This window comes from Cryobacterium ruanii, from assembly GCF_004404055.1.
Taxonomy (GTDB): domain Bacteria; phylum Actinomycetota; class Actinomycetes; order Actinomycetales; family Microbacteriaceae; genus Cryobacterium; species Cryobacterium ruanii.
Genome location: NZ_SOHK01000005.1, coordinates 68,556 through 86,158, shown reverse-complemented (window position 1 = coordinate 86,158; position 17,603 = coordinate 68,556). Strand labels below are relative to the sequence as shown.

The window sequence follows — 17,603 nt, the reverse complement described above, 5'->3', positions numbered from 1 at the left end:
CTCACTCCTCCCGAGCCTGGCGTCGCGCCTCGGCCTCGGTGTATTCGTTCCAGGCAGCAGCACGTTGTGCGCTTCTCGAGCGGGTGAACCGCACGATGAAATAGATCAGGACTGCGAGCGACAGGATGATGACAGCGCCCCAAGGAACGACGATCAGGTCAGTCTCTCGACTCGCGGTGGGTAGAACCCCGGGGTTGATGGCTTCCGTGTCGATCGTTGCGGCGAGGTTGACCTGTGGGTTGAGGTAAACCCACGAGCCAACACCTCGCACGGTCATGGTCAGGGTGCGCGTGCTGCCGGGCAACATCTCGGGAATTTCTTCTCGGCTGGTTCCGGATACCGGGATACCGAAGATGCCCCGCACTCGAGACACGGTCGTAGCGCCGAGCGCCACATTGCCGGTGTTATTGAGCGTCACGTGGAGCTCGGTCTTGCCGGAAAACGGGTTCAATTCGGCTTGGTACGACGAAGCAATGCTACTTATGGTCAGACCAGCCTGGAGTTCACCCTTGACGCGAACATAAAGTCGAATGGCCACCCGTCGGTCCAGCGAAATTTGTCCGGATGGGGACAATGCCGAAGCGATTATGCCGCCCGCGTGGTCCCCGGGACGGGCGTCAGCGGGCGTCGTCACGGTGAAGGGGATTACCTTGGACGCTCCAGGCTCCAACGTCGCGGTGATCTGGTCCGCGCCGCTGGCAAACGTTACCCAGCGACCGACGTCTACTGGGGATACGCCTCCGTCCAAAAGGGAGAAAACACCGTCGTCAGTGTTGAAGGCGTCGGTGGCGTAGACGGTGACGGACTGGGTGGTCGTTCCGGTGTTCTGCACTAAATACTCATCGGAAACCGCCTGCCCTGGATCCATTTGATAGCTGTATCGCGAGCGGGATTGGTCGACCCCACCATCGGCTGATGGGGCACCTGCAATACCGTCGGATTCGGCTGCCGAGGCGCTCATGGCTTGCACCGCTCCCGTTCCTACGGTCAATCCGATGGTGAGAAGTGCGCCGGTGGCAACCAGACCGAGAGGGCGGATATAGCGATGGATCATCACGCGGAACTTTCTCTTTTCTGCACAGATTTCGAGGAGTGAAAGCAAGGGAAGAGGCGTCCCTGCCACCTCTCCCCCTGGTATCGGGAACTCACTTTTAGCGAGAAAACGTTACTTCGAGACGACCGTGAGGGTCAGGGTCGAGACGTAGGTGCCCGCAGCCTTGTTAGCGGGCGCCACAAACGTGAGGTCTGCGTTGAGCACCGTGTTGCCGACCGTGTTTGCCGCTGCTCCCGACGCGAAGAGCGAGGAGTACGTTGCCGAGCCGGCGACCTGGACAGGACCGACGGTAACGCCCGTCGCCTCGGAGGACACGACCTTCGGGATCAGACCGAGCTGAGCCTTGCTGATCGTGTTGGTGTTGTCGCTGGCGTTGACAAAGTCCGTGACGCTGGCATTCAGGTCCCACCCCTTGCGGGTGACGCTGCGACCGTCGGCGACGGTCACGTTGCCCAAAGTACCCGTGGTGGTGGACTTGTTGTTGACCAGGGTTGGCGCGGCGAACACAGCCGCGGCTCCAACGGGAACGCTCAGGCTGAGCACTCCGTCGTTGGCGCCGACGGTTTGCGGCGACAGCGCGACGCTACCGGTCGTGTCGGTGTTGGCGGGCGGCGGCGGCGGCGTGCCTTCCGTCACTGCGCTCATCGTGTACGAGCCGGTGCCGGCGGTGATGGATGCCGTGCGGTAGAAGGCTCCGACGATGGTGTTGCCGTTGTTGTTCGTGCACGCGATGCCGAGGCTGTACGTTCCACCGTTGGACTTGACCGTGCCATAGTTACCCGACGTCAGTGCAACACCGGGGGTCAGTGTTGCGGCGATCACGTCTTTGGTTCCAGGTGCAAATGCGCTATCACCGTAGGCGCTCCACGCAGCCTTCGTCCGTTCGTTTCCGGCCGTTGCTACGAAGATGTAGGCGTCATCGGCTGCGGTCGGGCACGTTGATGGCCCCACGGCGTTCGTCTTGCTACCGGAACCGAAGTTGTCGGAGGTCCAGGTGAAGACCGTGGACGGATCGGTAACGAGTGCAATGTTTGAGTCATAACTGTAAAGCGCTGCGTCAGAACCATTCGGCTGGACCACGGCCGAGGCGACCGCGGTCGCGCCTGCCACGAGGGCCAGAGAGATGACGCCGACTGCTGCGATTTGCATTTTCTTATTCATTTTCATTTCTTATCCTTCCGATGCTCAGTGGGACTGGATTAAGCGGTCTTGGCAACGCGGTACGCAACTACCCCGGCGGTGGGCGCGAGGAAGCCGTACTTCTTCTTCACCGCTCCGGCACGCGACGCAAAGGTATTGGTATTGGTCAGGGCATTCGACACGCTGGAGTCCATCAACGTGGCCAAGCCGGCGTCAAACTTGGGGTTTGCCGGGTCAACCCGAGCATTTTCCACGACGAGAAAGGTGTCGCGACCCCAGGTAGTGTCGGCATAATAATCAGCATTGGGCACCATCAACGATCCGGTTCCAGAAACCGGCACAACGCCGGCCACGAGAGAGCCGAGCGTGCCGGCGCCTCGCTTGTCGTAGCTGGCACCAGTGTTCATGGCAATCCAGCGGGAGACGGCCATCGGCATGACCGACTCGGCCGTTAGAGTCGTCGCGTCATGCTCCTGGCCTTCGACGACGCAACCGCTTTCGCTGATCGTCTTCATCAGGGTTTCCGTGGAGCCGATCTTGTTCAGGAAGTCCTTGCGCGTGCCCGAGCCCGCCTGCGGGATGATCGGAGTGACGGACACACCACCGATCTGGAAGCCAGCAGAGCACTCGTAGAGGCTTTTCATTTGTGATGCGGTCAGAGTGTCGATGCCGGTTGCCGAACCCTTGTAGGCGTAAGCGATAGCATCGCGCCCGAACGGAACGTAAAGGAGCTCTCCAGACGCGTTGGCCGTGCCACCGCTGGACGAGCGAGCAATGTCAACCTGGCCGGTGATAACCACGCTGGCCGGGCTCCCGGCCGTGGCGGACGTGTACGCGGCACCGTCGATCGAGCGGCTGAGTGCCTTCACGCCATCGCCGGAACCGTTGGGTCGGCCAAAGCGGGTTCCGGAAGATTTTGTGGTGATGTAAGGAGAACCAGTGGCGTCAAACGAACCAATAGTGGTGTTATTCACCGTGGAACGAACGCTCGAGCCGGTGATGGCCGTCCCATTGGCGAGCGCGTTGACGACGTCTTCGAGGGTGTCGGAACCGACAACCGAGTAGCTGTTGGAAACGGGCTCGGCGTGGGCCGGAGCGGAGATGACGATGCCGGAAACGACAACGCCGACTGTTGCGCAAAATGCAATAGTCTTCTTCGAAATCACTGTGATGCCTTTCGGTCTCTTACATTGGAACGGACTCGATCGAGTCTGTTTTTCCTAACCGATCCGACCTAAATTGTGGAGGTCGAACGGTCAAGCCTCAACGCCTCAGAGTCTTCTTCGGAAGCGCGAAATCATGGGGACGGCACCGGCAGCCGCGAAGCCGGAAAGCAGGCCAGCGGGAACGGCCAAACCCGCCGGTCCTGCCGGAGGATCCTGGGGAGTGGCAAATCCGAGCAAAGGTCCGGCGGTATCCCCGGTGACCACCGGAGTCGTCGTAACCGGCGCTGCCACAGGCGACGCTCCTTCAGCGGCTCGGACCGAGCCTGATCGAACCGGGCTGGCTGCCGCTATCACTGCCGGAGTGATGTTCGCGACGGGCGCCACGAGCGGGCTGATGCCCTTCTCGATGGCGGTGGCCGCGGTCTGGGCCTGGGATACCCAGCTGGCCGGCAGCGGCGCATATCCCTCGGGTAGTTGCCCTATCTCCGGGCCGGAAACCTGACCGGCACCAACAGCGTAGCGAATCATATTGGCGTACTTGGCACGGAGGACGGCATCGGTCTGCAACGGGTTAAGAGCTGCATAGACCGGCATGGCCAGAGGATACGCATTCGATGCCGCGATCGAAGCGGATGAATCCGGATCAAATTCCAAGACCTTCGGCTGGGCCTTAGAAGGGGTCATCGCCGCGGCGGCGGCGGTCAGAGACGCCTGCGTCGGTGTGACGTACTCGCCGGCTGGGTTCAACAGCGATGCGGTGACATTTTGATACCGGGCGGCGGAAGCCGTCGTCGTCAACCCGAGAACGCCCTGTTCACCGACCAGGCTGCGAGCGGTCTTGGCATACTTGGGCGGGGTGTAGGAAGTATCCCAACCGCCGAGCAGCTGGCCGTCACCACGGAGGGTCAGGTAGGCGCCATTCTCAAAGTCCGAAGTATAAGGACGCCAGGTCACAAGATTCACCGGACCCTCCCCATTGGACCCGGTAGTTCCGGCCTTCTCGACGGGGTCCGCCTTGGGAAAATTTTCTCGCGGCAGACTCAGGCCGACCGTGCTTGGGTTGACCGTTGTACTCGTGGAATACCACGGGTTCACGATCATGCCCCAGGGATCCGGTGTTCCGGACAGGAAAGCGACGGCGTCTGGATCGCTCAGAACGTAGCGCCACAGGGCCACGGCCAGGTCTGACCGGCCGGAGGGAACCAGGAGGTCAGCCAACGACGTACTATTTAGGTCCTGGGAAGCCCATTCCTCATCGTTTATCGCGAGGAAGTCACGATCTCGCGAGAGGTTGGCCGGATTCTTCCCCTGATCGGCAAAGCTGCGGTAGTTCACGTGGGTTAGGTCAGCCCCCGGTGGCAGAGACGAAATATAGGACGATGTCAAGAGCTTCGCCACGAGGCGTGGGGTGAGCTTGAGGCTGGAAAAAGCCTGCGTTTCCCGGTCTTTATATTCTTGTTTGATGCCGTCTACGGGTGTGACACGGCGGTCGACGGCAACCGATATGGACAGCCCTGAAATTCCGACGGGAGCGTACTGCAGGGGGTCAGCCGCTCCGTTCAAAGAGTCGGCGTCCAGGGGCCGGGACGTGAGCGCCAGCGGACTGGGCACGGTTTTGCTTGCCTTGACCGCAGCATCCGCTTCATTGCCCGTGCTCAAGACGAAGGCCGAGTTCGTGGTACCCGCGCAGAGGTTGGGCTGCCACGATGCGATCGCGCCGCCGATCAGTTCGCTGCCAGAAAGTGCGGCCTCAGCCCCACCGATTTCACAGCGGATGCCTACCGGTTTGAAATCCAGCTTGACGGCGACATGATGCTGCCAGGCATCCCAGAAAAGTCCCGGCCTGGTGATGCTCTTCACTCCGGAGTCGCCCGTACCGCGCGGTATCACCACGAGCCAGCAGGTCTGCCCGACAATTGGACGACCGCTTACGATAATCGGCTGGCCACAGCCTAAACCCGGCGACTGCATGGACGTTTGAACCTCGAACTTTACGGAACCAGCGCCGGTGTCATCGGCGCCGGCCCATTTGATTTCGTTGGAGGTGAACTGGGTGAAGAACTCGTTCGTGTTCACGTCAATCGACGTATCGTGTTTGAGCACGCCTGCGGCATTTGGCCCCACGGACGCGACCGTTTCACCGCTCACGGCCCGGAACGGAATGGAAGTGTACGTTGGCACTAACCCGCCGGTGCCCTTCGCCGTGTACTGCTCGTCCTCGGGCGCGATGCTCTTGAGGTTGAACGCCTCGTCGTTGGGGTCCGTGACGTTGTCGAGGACATTGGAGTCACGGCCGACATTGGGGAAGGCGCCGTACTGGCACGTCGTACGGTCCGGATGTCCCGGATTCAGCGGGTCCTCGCCCCAGCACTGGGCGATCTGCATAAAGTTCTCGCCGCCAACGCTCCCCTGCGGTCGCACGGATTTCTTGCCTCCGGTCCAACTCACCAAAATTCCCTGGGAGACCAGCTCGCTGGTCTTCGACACCGTCACCGCGAGGTCGGGAAAGGGCGCATTACCGTAGTCGAGGTCGTAACCCCGGGCGGCAACGGTCACCGCACTCGAGGTCGAAGCCTCGGCCGGTGTGGGGAGCAGCGTTGACACCAATGACACCCCCATTCCGACGATCAATCCCACAACCACTCCGGTAGCACCGGCGCGAGTCACCGTCGACCTACCCAAAAACAGGCGGCGTTGGCGGTACCCCCTCGCGCTCATTTGGTTACGACCTCCGCCGGAGTGCGCTTCAGTCGAGGCCAGATCAGTGGTGGAAGCAGTGCCGCAGCGAGGAGAAGGACTGCGGCGAAGAGCATCGTCGATTGGCCGGTTCCCCACGCGGAGGATGCCAGGGTGAATGGGGAGGCCACCGCAGACCCTGTGACACCGGTTCCGCTGATCAGGGCTCCGTTTTCGTCGTAGCTTGCCATCACGCCAGCGGTTGCGCCGGTGGCCGCAGCGGTTGCTGAATCCGCTGATCCGGCTACGGCATTGGACGCGGTTCCACCGGTGCCCGCACCAGAAATGGGGGTCTCAGCCAGGGATCCGCCCGTGCCTGTGGTGCACTGGTTTGCGCCAATTTTGTCGCATGCAGCCGGCTGTGGCGCTGTCAGTGCGAGCTGGTTGTTCGACGGGGAATCGCCCGGTTTGAAAGTCGGGTTGTTGCAGGCGTTGGGATCCGGTGCGGGCGCTGCGCCCGGAATCCGGCCGATCTGGTCAAATCCTGCCAATACCAGGTTCATGGGCAATGGCGAATAGCCGAGGGCTTCGGCCTGCTGCTGGCCTTCACACAGCATGTAGCTCGCGAAGGCACCGAGCGTGGCGCCCTTCTTCGCGGTGAAGACTCCCCCGGCGACAACCTCGGTCGGCACGATCATGTAGGAGTAGCTCGACAGTGGATAGGTGCGCGGGTCCGTGTTGTTATACACGCCCTCCAGAATCTGGGTGAGGTAGTCGGGGCCGGGGGTGGTGTTGATCTGAGCCTGCATCAGGGCGACGGCTACGCTCGGCGCGGTCGGTTCGACATAATAACCGGAGGCGTTCAGGACCTTGGCCACCGGATAACCCGATTCCAGGGCGTAGGAATACTCGACGTAGGTGATAGCGCCTTCGCCGTAGTCCTGACTGACATAACCGGCCACGCCGGAGGAACCGCTCTGACCTTTCATATTGCCGCTGAGCGGATACTGGGAGGTGAGCCCGCACGGGGTCGCCTTCCCTACGGATGCGCAGTAAGAGTTCCACAGGTTCGGGTGCTGCTTCGACATCCATAGGGTGAACTGCGCCGTCGAGCCGGAGCCGTCTGAGCGCACGACCGGCACAATGCCCTTGTCGGGCATGGTTAGTCCCGGATTGTCGGTGGCGATGATCGGGTCGTTCCATTTGGTGATGACCCCGGTAAAGATCTTGGTGATCGTTTCACCGCTCAATCGCAGGTTCGATACCCGCACCCCACCGACCTTCAGGTTGTACATGAAGGACGAACCACCGGCAACAATGGGCATGTACGCAAAGCCGCGGGCTGGCACCTCAGGGGCCGAACCGTCTTCGGGCTTCGACTGAAAGGGGATCTCACTGACGGCGTAGTCCACACTGCCGGCGGCGAAGTCGCGACGTCCGGCCGAGGACCCCACTCCCGAGTAGTTCACGGTCATTCCGTAGTTGGCGGCAACGTTCTTGCGCCACTGGTCGAGGGCGTTCTGCGACCACGTCGAACCTGATCCGGTGATCGGGTCATAGGTGACTGCGTGGGCCGGAACCACGGTCGCCACACTCAATGCCACGACGAACGCCGCAGTCAGCGTGTGGGCTGCGCGCGCCCAGAAATTTTTCCGCGTCACGATGACGACTCCTCTTTCGGTAGTGCGGGACGTTCTGGTGTCGCGGGACGGTCTGGACCCGAATCCGTTGCGGAAGTTGGCGCTCCGACCGGAGAGCGACGACGGTCCGCCGCAATCGTGATACGCCGCACATCTCGGACGGATGCCTCCAGCACGCGACGCTGCTGGCCGGAGGAAAGCTCCCCCGGGCCACGGCCACCAATCAGCCGTGCTACCGCGAACAGGGTGAGCACCAGAAGGATCAGAACGGCCGCGGTACCGAAACCGCGCGCAATCATGTTCGGCTCCGGCGACTTGACGAAGTCAAAGACCTGCAGAGGCAACGAAATCATCGGGCCGGAGAACGGATTGAGATTTGTCACCGCGGTGACTCCGGAGGTCAGAAGCACCGGTGACGTCTCGCCGATGCCGCGGGCTGTACCCAAAATCACGGCCGTGGCGAGCCCCGGTCGGGCCGTGGGTAGAACCACATGCCACACAGTGCGCCATCGGGTGGAGCCCAGTGCATAAGCCGCCTCGCGCAGGTTACCCGCGACTAACCGCAGGACGATGTCCGAGGCTCGAATGACGATGGGCAGCATCATGACAGTGATGGCCATGGCCGCGGCAAATCCCGAACGCTGGTGAGTGATCAGCACGATGATGGCCGAGTAGACGAACAGCCCGGCCACAATCGATGGCAGCGCGGTCATGGCGTCGGCGATGGTGCGAACGAATTTGGCAAAGCGCCCCCCGATCTCGTTCAGGAACAGAGCTGTGACGATGCCGAGCGGGATTGTGACCGTGAGAGCGATGCTGATCTGGATCAGCGTGCCAAGGATGGCGTGCAAAATACCGCCGGCCGAGAGCGGGTCAAGGGGGCCAGCCAGTTCCATGCTCTCGGTGAAGAAGTTCAGGTGCGGAAGCGCTTCCTGGCCGCGCACCAGGGTGTAGGCGACGACGAAGACCAGGGCGCCGAAGAGGATGACACCGGCGCTGGAAAGCAGAACCGACATCACCCGGTCCTTGACTTCCTGGCGATCGGACTTCATCGCCACGAGCACCGCGTAGAAAATGAGAAAGGTCAGGAAGGCGACTACGACCCACCCGACAAGACCGGACAGCGGTGTGAACCACCCAAACAGCAGAGTGGCCACGGCGACGCCAGCAGCGGCGGCACCGAGCAGATTGAACCGGTCGTCGACGCGAACGGAGCGAACGCGACGACGCGGCCCCACCTCGATGCCCTCCGAGGAGGGAATCGTTGTGGTCGATTCCGGCGCGTTGAGCAAATCGGTGGACATGTCACCCCTCGCTGTCAGCGCCGGAACGCGAACGGGCCACGATGGACGAGGCGGTGAAATTGACGATCAGGGTGATCAGGAACAGCACGAGGCCAGCCGCCATGAGTGCAGACAATCCAAACTCGCTGGATTCTCCGTAGCGCAAGGCAATCAGCGCGGAGACGGAGTTGCTCCCTGTTTTCAACACCTGCCAGTTGATGGTGAAGATGGGCGAGATAATCATGTAGACGGCGATGGTCTCGCCGAGGGCACGGCCGAGACCGAGCATGATTCCGCCGATGATACCGCCGCGGCCAAAGGGCAGAACCACGGACTGAATCATGCCCCAGCGCGTGGAACCGAGGGCAAAAGCCGCCTCGCGCTCACCGTTCGGAGCTTGGGAAAACGCCTCACGCATGACGGACGTCTGGGTCGGCACGACCATGAGGCCCACGACGATTCCGGCGATGAAGGCCGACGATGTGAACGCGCTGGCTTCGGTAAGGGCTTGCCCCGACGCATCCGTTACTTGAAAGAAGGGGATCCAGCCGAAGTAGGTGGAGATCCACGACGCCACGGGGATCACGTTCGCCTGCAGAAAAAAGACGCCCCAGAGGCCGAAGACCACGCTCGGAACGGCGGCCATCAGGTCGACCAGCGTGATGAGGGTTTTGCGAAGTTGCCCCTGCGCAATCTCGGAGATCAGCAGGGCCGTGCCGAGGGCCAGCGGAACGGCGACGCACATGGCGATGAGGGCGATGGTGATCGTGCCGAACAGGATCGAGGCGATTCCGAACACCTGCGATTCGGGTGACCACTGCTGCTCGACCAGGAACGAGAAGCCGGATACCTGCAGAGCGCTGCTGGCCCTGACAGCGAGGAAAAGTCCCACCGCGAGCATGATTCCCACCGTGGTGGCGCCGGCTGAGACAGCCACGGATTTGAAAATCGTGTCAGACGATGAGGGCCGGGGGGTCAGGGAACGGCGGGGGCCGTCATCGAATCCCGGCGTCCAGCCCGCCGACGTCGGGGCCTGGCCCGATGGCTCAGGTGGGTAGATCGTGGTCAAGGAGTCCTCAGACAAGTGGTGGCGGAAACAGCTGGACCGGTGTGGCCCAAGCTGATATTTTGCGGGGAGGGAATACGGCAGGCGCCAATTAGGTGAACTACAGGCAACGGCAGTGTGTCCAATTGGGGCTGCGCTCCCGCGCTCATCGACTCTGTCGTTGTTCGGGCAGGCCGCGTCGTTGCTCAGGCCGGCAGGCCGCGTGGTTGCTCGGGCCAGCGGGCCGCGTCGTTGCTCGGACCGGCAGGCCGCTGCGTGCCGACCAGGCACTAAGCGCAGGCGTTTTCGTCAGGCAGCGGGCCGGGTCACGGCAGTCGCCACGGCGGGCGGCGCTGTGGGCGGTGCGGCGGGCGGCGCTGTGGGCGAGCCGGTGGGCGTGGGGGTAGCTGTCGGGCGCGGCGTGGCCGACGATGTCATGGTGGGTGCCGGGGTGCCGGTTGGAGTCGGTGCCGCCGGACCGGTCGACAGCAGCAGGGTGACCACGTCGGCAACCCGGTGCACGACCCCATCCCCCGGATCACTTCCCATCACCGATCCGGCTGTCTGGGTTTCGCTCGTGCGCAGGGCGACCTGGGCGGCGAATCCGGCCGCTCGAAGTGTTCGGGTCGCGTCGACCTGGGTCAGCTCCCGCACCACCGGGATCACATTGAATCCCGAAGCTACCGTCAGGTTGACGACCTGGCCTGTGGGCAGGCGAGTGCCTGCCGCCGGCGAGATGTGCAGGACGGTATCGCCCGGGCTTGGCGAATTCTCAATGGTGAGCGTTCCCAACGGCAGACCGGCCGCCTGCAGGGCAGCAGTTGCCGCCATCAAATTCAGGTTCAGCAGTTCAGGCACGAGCACCGGCACGGATGCCGCTGCATCGATCGGTGTCGCGGACTGCTGCTCTGGGCTTGCCGCGGCAACGGCAGCAGGCGCCGTGCCAATACTTCTCGACGAGTCCGCTGCTCCCTGGGCGGCCAGAACCCAGCCTCCACCGATGGCCACGGTGACCAGCACTCCAGCGAGCAACCCGGCGCCAACGGGCCGTCGGCGCCCCCCTGACTGGGGTGGATGGGCGCTTTGGGACACATCGGTCGCGTGCATCGGCCGGGTTGGCCGCAAGGGTACGGTCGTGTCGGCGCAAGCCTGAAGAAAAGCTTGTGGTGCCAAAATTCTGGTTTTCGCGTTGGCGCGGGAATCTGGCCCATCGATAACCGATGTCGCCGATCCGGCTGTCGCTGTCGACGTGCCGGCTGTTGCTGTGACAGCCTCAATGGCAGAAAGCATGCTGGCAGCGCTTGGAAAACGACTGCCCGGGTCCTTGAGCAGAGCCTTCACCACGATCCCGTCGAGCCGGCGGCAAATGCCCGCCCGAAGCACCGACGGTACGGGCGGCGGGGCCTGTGCGTGGGCGCGCAGGACCGCCGCCTCCGATTGCCGTACGAACGGCGGCTGTGCGGTCAACGCAAAGTAGAGCACCCCGCCGACTTGATAGACGTCTCCGCGGGCGTCGACAGCCACGCCTCGGGCCTGTTCCGGGGACAGGTAATCCACCGTTCCGAGAACTCCGAGCGCCTCCGGGTCACCGCCCCTGCTTGATTCGACATCGAGCAGCACGCTAGCCGATACGGTGGTTCGCCCGGCGGCATCCGCCAGGCCGAAGTCGAGCAGCACGACGGCATCCTCGGACAGCGAACCGTCGGCACGGAACGCCACCATTATATTGGCGGGCGACACGTCCCGGTGGATGAGCCCGACGGCATGGGCTGCTATCAGAGCCTGTAAAACGCCCCTGGCGACGGCCAGCGCATCGCTGACCGCCAATGGCCCGCGCTCCTCAATCCAGTCGGCCAGGCTCATGCCGGGAACCAGCGCCAGCGCAATCCACGCCTGCGACTCGTCGCTTCCCCCGGCGGGCGCGTGTTCGCCCTGGTCCAGGACGCGGATCACATTGGGGTGCTTCAGTTCAGCGGCGGTGCGCGCCTCGGCAAAGAAAGCCGTTCTGGCCTCCGTGGACCCGGACAGGTGAGGATGCAGAATCTTCAGCGCTACCGGCAGCCCGGTACTGATCTCGATCGCGGCGAAGACCGACGCCGACCCGCCCGTGCCCAGCAGGTCGCCGAGGCGGTATCGGCCCGACACCAACCCGTCGACAGAGGCATCCGTCACCGGCGTCTACCGTCCCAAACGTCGAATGGTCACCACGACAGAGCTTTCGTGGTTCCGGGCAGTGCGCCGTGAGCGCCCTTGCGCACCGGCAGCGGCGAACGCACGCCGGTGGCGACGGTGGCTGCACCGAGCGCGAGAATTGCTGCCGCCGCCGCCTCACTGCTCGCGGAGGCGGCGCCGTACCATCGACCGTTGGTCATGACGATCAGGTCCCCGAGGGTGATGTAAAAACCATGAGTTCCCGGGGCTGGTCCGATGACAGGGGTAGAATCCAGCTCCGCCGCCAGGCTCTGCAAGCGCACCACGTGCCCTCGAGCGACGTTGAAGGAGCTATACACAGATGCGCTGCGTCCGAGCTCGCGTTTGTTGGGCGCGAGGAGGCGCCAGACGCCGGCCTGCACTGTCGCCAGATCGGGACGAATCCCTGCCGCTAGTGGGCTCGTGCGGGGTTGCGCCGCCCGCTCTGCGAAATCCGACACGGATTTGATCTGACCGCGCAGGGACGCCCAGCCGTGCAGCTTGGGATCAGCCAGGGAGTGAAAGGCGGAGAACACGACTTGACTGGTGCCGGGCACGTGCGCTCCTGGAGAAAAGGGTGAACCCCTACTTGTCGCGTCGAAGTGGCAAGTGGCGTGCACGTGGCTAGACCAGAACATTGAGCGGTAGGGGTTACCTGCAGGTGTGGTGCGGATTAACGACGCGTGAACAAGGCACGTCCATTCGGGGCTGTCGTGTGTGTTGAGGCCCTAGCGACGCAGGGCCTTGCGAGCCAGGTAGTTGCCAAAGAACTGCACGAACTGAACGAAGACGATGATCAGCAGCACGGCCGCCCAGGTGACGACCGGGTTGAACTGGCGGTAGCCGTAGAGCAGGGCGAAGTTTCCCAGGCCGCCGCCGCCGACGTACCCGGCGACGGCCGACATATCCACGAGCGCCACGAAGATGAAGGTATACCCCAAAATGAGGGGACCGAGCGCTTCGGGCAGCAGCACAGTGAAAATGATGCGGATCGGCCCGGCGCCGACGCTGCGCGCGGCGTCGATCACCCCGGGGGTCACGGTGAGCAGGTTCTGCTCCACGATGCGGGCCATCGCGAAGGACGCCGCGAGGGCGATCGTGAAGATGATCGCGTTGTTGCCAATGCCGCTGCCGGTGACGATTCGAGCGAGGGGTTGCGCCGCCGCGAGAAAGATGATGAACGGAATCGGGCGAATGAAGTTGACCAGCAGGTTGAGCACGAAAAACAGCGGCTTGTTCTCAAGGATGCTACCGGCGCGGGTGAGGTAGAGTCCGAGGCCGACCAGCAGGCCACCGAGGCCGCCGAAGAACAGGGTCATCGCGACGATGTAGAGGGTCTCGTAGGTGGCCGTCCACAATTCGGGCAGCAGGTCGATGAGTGCATCCATGTCAGCGCACCTCCGTGACGGTCGTGAGCGTGCGAATGTGGGCGAGCACCGTGTCGATCACCCGATCGGCGGCCGTGAGGGCGAGGGTGAGATGCCCGAACGGGCGCCCCTGGATCTCGTTGATGCCGCCGTAGACAACCTCGAAGGCGATGCCTGCCCGGGCCAGTTCGCCGAAGACGGCACCCTGGTCGACCGCGCTGTCGCGAAACGCGAGCGTGACGATGCGGCCGGCGTGCCGTTCGCGCAGAACGGCGAGTTCGGCCACAGACGGCACCCCCTTGACCACGGTCGCGACGAATCGAGCGGATGCCGCGGCTTGCGGGTTCGAGAACACGTCAAAGACTGGTCCGCGCTCGATGACCCGACCGTGGTCCATGACGGCGACCTTGGTCGCGATGGTCTGGATGACATCCATCTCGTGGGTGATCACGATGATGGTGACCCCGAATTCCGCGTTCACCCGTTTCAGCAACGCGAGGACCTCGTGCGTGGTCTCCGGGTCGAGCGCGCTCGTGGCCTCGTCGGCGAGCAGGATGCTCGGCTGGGTGGCGAGGGCACGGGCGATGCCCACGCGCTGCTTCTGGCCGCCCGAGAGCTGGTCGGGAAAGGACCCGGCTTTGTCGGCGAGGCCGACGAAGTCGAGCAGTTCGGCCACCCGGGCGGCGCGCTGCTCCTTGGGATACCCGGCCACTTCGAGCGGGTAGGCCACGTTACGGGACACGGTGCGAGAGCCGAGCAGGTTGAACTGCTGAAAAATCATGCCGATGCCGAGGCGTACCCGGCGCAGCTCGCGCTCGCGCAGGGCGGCGATGTTCTGCCCGTTCACCCAGATCTCGCCCGAGGTGGACCGTTCCAGCGCGTTGACGAGCCGCACCAGAGTGCTCTTGCCGGCACCGGAATAGCCGATGATTCCGTAGATGTCGCCGGCCTCGACGTCGAGACTCACGTCGTCAATGGCAGTGACGCCGGCACCGTCTTTGGTCGTGGGCGGGTATACCTTGCCCACATTGCGCAGACTGACTACAGCCATCCGTTTGCCTCGCTCGTTTCGTTCGGGTACCGCCGGACACAACAGCGCAGTCCGGGGCTTGTACTCCCCCGGACTGCGCTGTTCGTACTGCGTATATTCCTACAGTGGGTGCTTACTCTGCGGCCTGGATCTCGGCCTGGATTCCGGCCACGGATTCAACGAGGTCAGCTACCGGGGTCGTTAGCATGACGGCGGTGTCGCCGGACACGGCGAGGACGCCGTCCTGTACTTTCTGGGTGGTCTGGTAGATCTCGACGAGCTTTAGAAAGGTCTCGTTGTTCTTGTCTTCGTCGCGTGCGACGAAGATGTTCGCGTAGGGCAGGGCCTTCGGGTCGGTCGCATCATCAGTGGCGATGGCGTCCTCGAACTTGAGTCCCGCCTTCTCGGCGAAGTCGTTGTTGATGACCGCGGCGGCGACGTCTGGCAGCGAGCTCGCGGTAAGCGAGGCCTCGAGGGCCGTGACCTTGACCTTCGAGGTCTTCTCGTCGACGTCAGCGATGCTGGAATAGATCGTGCCGCCGTCGGTCAGCTCGATGAGTCCGTTGGACTGCAGCAGCACGAGCGCGCGGGCCTGGTTACTGTCGTCGTCGGGCACGGCAACGGTGTCGCCCGCCACGATGTCGTCGACGTCGCTGTACTCAGAGGAGTACAGCGCAATTGGGTAGATGGCCGTGGCGCCGATCGGAGCGAGGTTCTCAGCGCTCGCCTCGTTGTACTCGGCCAGGTAGACGATGTGCTGGAACTGGTTGAGGTCGACTTCTCCGGCGGCGAGGGCCGGGTTCACCTGCGGGTACTGCGCGAAGTCGACGATCTCGACCTCGATGCCCTCGGCCGCGGCGGCCTCGGTGTAGACGGCCCAGTACGGATCGCTGGCGCCGACGACGCCGATCTTGATGGCATCGCCGTCGGTGCCGGCGGCGGGCCCCTCGGATGCGGCTCCGGCGCAGCCAGCCAACAGGGCGACGAGGGGTGCCACGGCGAGGGCGGCTAGCAGTTTCTTCTTCACAATAATTCCTTCGAACGATCTGGGGTGTGGTCGCTCCCGGGCACACAACAACGACCGGTCTTGCCAGAGGGCTGCGCTCTCGAAGAGCTGGGTACCGCGGCTGCGCAGGTACCCCTTAACGATACGCGCCGAAGCTGCGACGCGCGGCCGACTCCGACACACAACGTCACAGCTTCTGCGACGCTAGCCCTCGATCAGCTCAGTAAGTTCGACCCAGCGCGTTTCGAGCGTGGCGATGGTCTCTTCAAGTTCGGTCAGCTTCACGCCGAGTTCGCCGAGACCGGCAAAATCGGACTGATCGTGGGCGGCGAGCTTCTCATGCTTTTGAGCAATGCGCTCCTGCAGCTTGACCACCTTGCGGTCGATCGAACCGAGCTCCTTCTGGGCGTTGCGCAGTTCAGCGCCGCCGAGGGTGGGGATCTTTTTGTTCGCGGCGGCGGCATCCGTCGGGGAGCCGGAGGCAGGGCCAGCAACTGCCTTGCGGCGCACCTCGAGGTACTGGTCGACACCGCCAGGCAGGTGGCGAAAGCCGCCGTCCATGACTGCGTACTGGTTGTCGGTGACGCGCTCGATGAGGTACCGGTCGTGCGAGACGACGAGCAGGGTGCCGGGGAACGAGTCGAGCAGATCTTCCATGGCGGCGAGCATGTCGGTGTCGAGGTCGTTGGTGGGCTCGTCGAGGATTAGCACGTTGGGTTCGTCAAGCACGATCAGCAGCAGTTGCAGGCGCCGCTTCTGCCCGCCGGAGAGGTCCTTGACCTGCGTGGTGAGCTGGGCACTCAGAAAACCCATGCGTTCGAGCATCTGGCCGGGCGTGATTTCCTTGCCGCCGGCCATGTAGCTGGTCTTCTGACGGCCGATGACGTCGCTCACGCGGTCGTTGCGAATCTCGTCGAGTTCGAACAGCTGCTGTGTGAGCACGGCCACCTTGATGGTCTTGCCGCGTTTGACGTGCCCGGTCGTCGGCTGCAGGGTGCCAGCGACGAGGTTGAGCAGGGTGGACTTGCCGGCACCGTTGACGCCCATGATGCCGGTGCGCTCCCCCGGCGCGATGCGCCAGGTCACGTCGTTCAGCACGGTCTTGTCGCCGAACTTCACGCCGATGTCGATGAGATCGACGACGTCTTTACCGAGGCGCTGCATGGCCATCGACTGCATCGAGACGGTATCCCGGGGCGGCGGCTCATTTTCGATGAGCACGTTGGCGGCGTCGATGCGGAACTTGGGCTTCGCAGTGCGGGCCGGGGCGCCACGGCGCAGCCAGGCCAGCTCTTTCTTCATTAAGTTCTGCCGCTTGGACTCGACGACGGAGCTCATGCGGTCGCGTTCGACGCGCTGCAGGATATAGGCGGCGTAGCCACCCTCGAATGGTTCAATCAGGCGGTCGTGCACCTCCCAGGTGATGTTGCAGACCTCGTCGAGGAACCACCGGTCGTGGGTGACGACCACGAGGCCACCGCTCTGGGCAGCCCAGCGGGTTTTGAGGTGACCGGCCAGCCAGGAGATGCCCTCCACGTCAAGGTGGTTGGTGGGCTCGTCGAGAAAGATGACGTCGTAGTCGCCGATGAGCACGGCGGCGAGGGCCACCCGGCGGCGCTGGCCTCCGGAAAGGTCGTCGACGAGGGCGTCCCATGGAATATCACGCACGAGGCCGCCGATGACGTCGCGCACCTTGGCATCGCCAGCCCAGACGTGTTCTTCGATGCCCCCGACGATGGTGTGACCGACGGTCTGGCCAGAAGCCAGGTCGTCAGACTGGTCGAGCATACCGATGGTCACACCGCGCCGACGGGTGACGCGGCCCTCGTCGGGCTCCATCCGGCCGGCCAGCAGGCGCATAAGAGTCGACTTGCCGTCACCGTTCTTGCCGACGACGCCGATGCGGTCGCCTTCGTTGAGGCCGGCGGTGACGCTGTCAAAGATGACGCGGGTAGGAAATTCGAGGTGCAGGGACTCAGCCCCGAGAAGATGTGCCATAGCCTCCA

Annotated in this window: 13 protein-coding genes; all 13 read right to left on the bottom strand. The window is 63.5% G+C overall.

Features of this window, described 5'->3' with window-relative positions:
- Window position 1: 1 nt before the first annotated feature.
- The 13 genes from E3T47_RS01880 to E3T47_RS01820 all read right to left on the bottom strand — a co-directional run bounded on the left by E3T47_RS01880 (window position 2) and on the right by E3T47_RS01820 (window position 17,595).
- Window positions 2–1,123 carry a WxL protein peptidoglycan domain-containing protein gene (locus E3T47_RS01880; RefSeq protein ID WP_206751323.1) on the bottom strand — a complete coding sequence of 374 codons (1,122 nt, stop codon included), beginning with the start codon at window positions 1,121–1,123 and terminating at the stop codon, window positions 2–4.
- Window positions 1,124–1,165: 42 nt separating this feature from the next.
- Entirely contained in the window at window positions 1,166–2,203 is a 1,038-nt protein-coding gene (locus E3T47_RS01875; RefSeq protein WP_166805578.1) for a hypothetical protein, read from the bottom strand.
- Window positions 2,204–2,253: 50 nt separating this feature from the next.
- On the bottom strand, window positions 2,254–3,360 hold the full coding sequence (locus E3T47_RS01870) for a hypothetical protein (RefSeq protein WP_134553957.1): 1,107 nt from the start codon (window positions 3,358–3,360) through the stop codon (window positions 2,254–2,256).
- 105 nt (window positions 3,361–3,465) lie between these two features.
- Window positions 3,466–5,997, bottom strand: a complete 2,532-nt coding sequence (locus tag E3T47_RS01865; RefSeq protein ID WP_134553956.1) for a hypothetical protein — start codon at window positions 5,995–5,997, stop codon at window positions 3,466–3,468.
- A 77-nt stretch (window positions 5,998–6,074) separates the two neighbouring features.
- Complete coding sequence (gene pstS, locus E3T47_RS01860; RefSeq protein ID WP_241981853.1) at window positions 6,075–7,697, bottom strand: phosphate ABC transporter substrate-binding protein PstS; 1,623 nt, start codon at window positions 7,695–7,697, stop codon at window positions 6,075–6,077.
- Window positions 7,694–8,980 carry a phosphate ABC transporter permease PstA gene (pstA, locus tag E3T47_RS01855; RefSeq protein ID WP_134553955.1) on the bottom strand — a complete coding sequence of 429 codons (1,287 nt, stop codon included), beginning with the start codon at window positions 8,978–8,980 and terminating at the stop codon, window positions 7,694–7,696. Before pstA ends, pstS begins: the two co-directional genes overlap by 4 nt.
- Window position 8,981: 1 nt before the next feature.
- A complete protein-coding gene (pstC, locus tag E3T47_RS01850) occupies window positions 8,982–10,028 on the bottom strand; it encodes a phosphate ABC transporter permease subunit PstC (protein ID WP_277871793.1) in 1,047 nt (348 codons plus the stop codon).
- A 285-nt stretch (window positions 10,029–10,313) separates the two neighbouring features.
- Entirely contained in the window at window positions 10,314–12,176 is a 1,863-nt protein-coding gene (locus E3T47_RS01845) for a protein kinase domain-containing protein (RefSeq protein ID WP_134553953.1), read from the bottom strand.
- Between the two features lie 29 nt (window positions 12,177–12,205).
- Window positions 12,206–12,751 carry a hypothetical protein gene (locus tag E3T47_RS01840; RefSeq protein WP_134553952.1) on the bottom strand — a complete coding sequence of 182 codons (546 nt, stop codon included), beginning with the start codon at window positions 12,749–12,751 and terminating at the stop codon, window positions 12,206–12,208.
- A gap of 171 nt (window positions 12,752–12,922) precedes the next feature.
- Complete coding sequence (locus tag E3T47_RS01835) at window positions 12,923–13,582, bottom strand: methionine ABC transporter permease (protein WP_134553951.1); 660 nt, start codon at window positions 13,580–13,582, stop codon at window positions 12,923–12,925.
- Window position 13,583: 1 nt separating this feature from the next.
- Window positions 13,584–14,612, bottom strand: coding sequence for a methionine ABC transporter ATP-binding protein (locus E3T47_RS01830; protein WP_134553950.1), 1,029 nt, complete (start codon window positions 14,610–14,612; stop codon window positions 13,584–13,586).
- A gap of 112 nt (window positions 14,613–14,724) precedes the next feature.
- Window positions 14,725–15,618 carry a MetQ/NlpA family ABC transporter substrate-binding protein gene (locus E3T47_RS01825; protein ID WP_134553949.1) on the bottom strand — a complete coding sequence of 298 codons (894 nt, stop codon included), beginning with the start codon at window positions 15,616–15,618 and terminating at the stop codon, window positions 14,725–14,727.
- Between the two features lie 183 nt (window positions 15,619–15,801).
- On the bottom strand, window positions 15,802–17,595 hold the full coding sequence (locus E3T47_RS01820; protein WP_134553948.1) for an ABC-F family ATP-binding cassette domain-containing protein: 1,794 nt from the start codon (window positions 17,593–17,595) through the stop codon (window positions 15,802–15,804).
- Window positions 17,596–17,603: the final 8 nt, after the last annotated feature.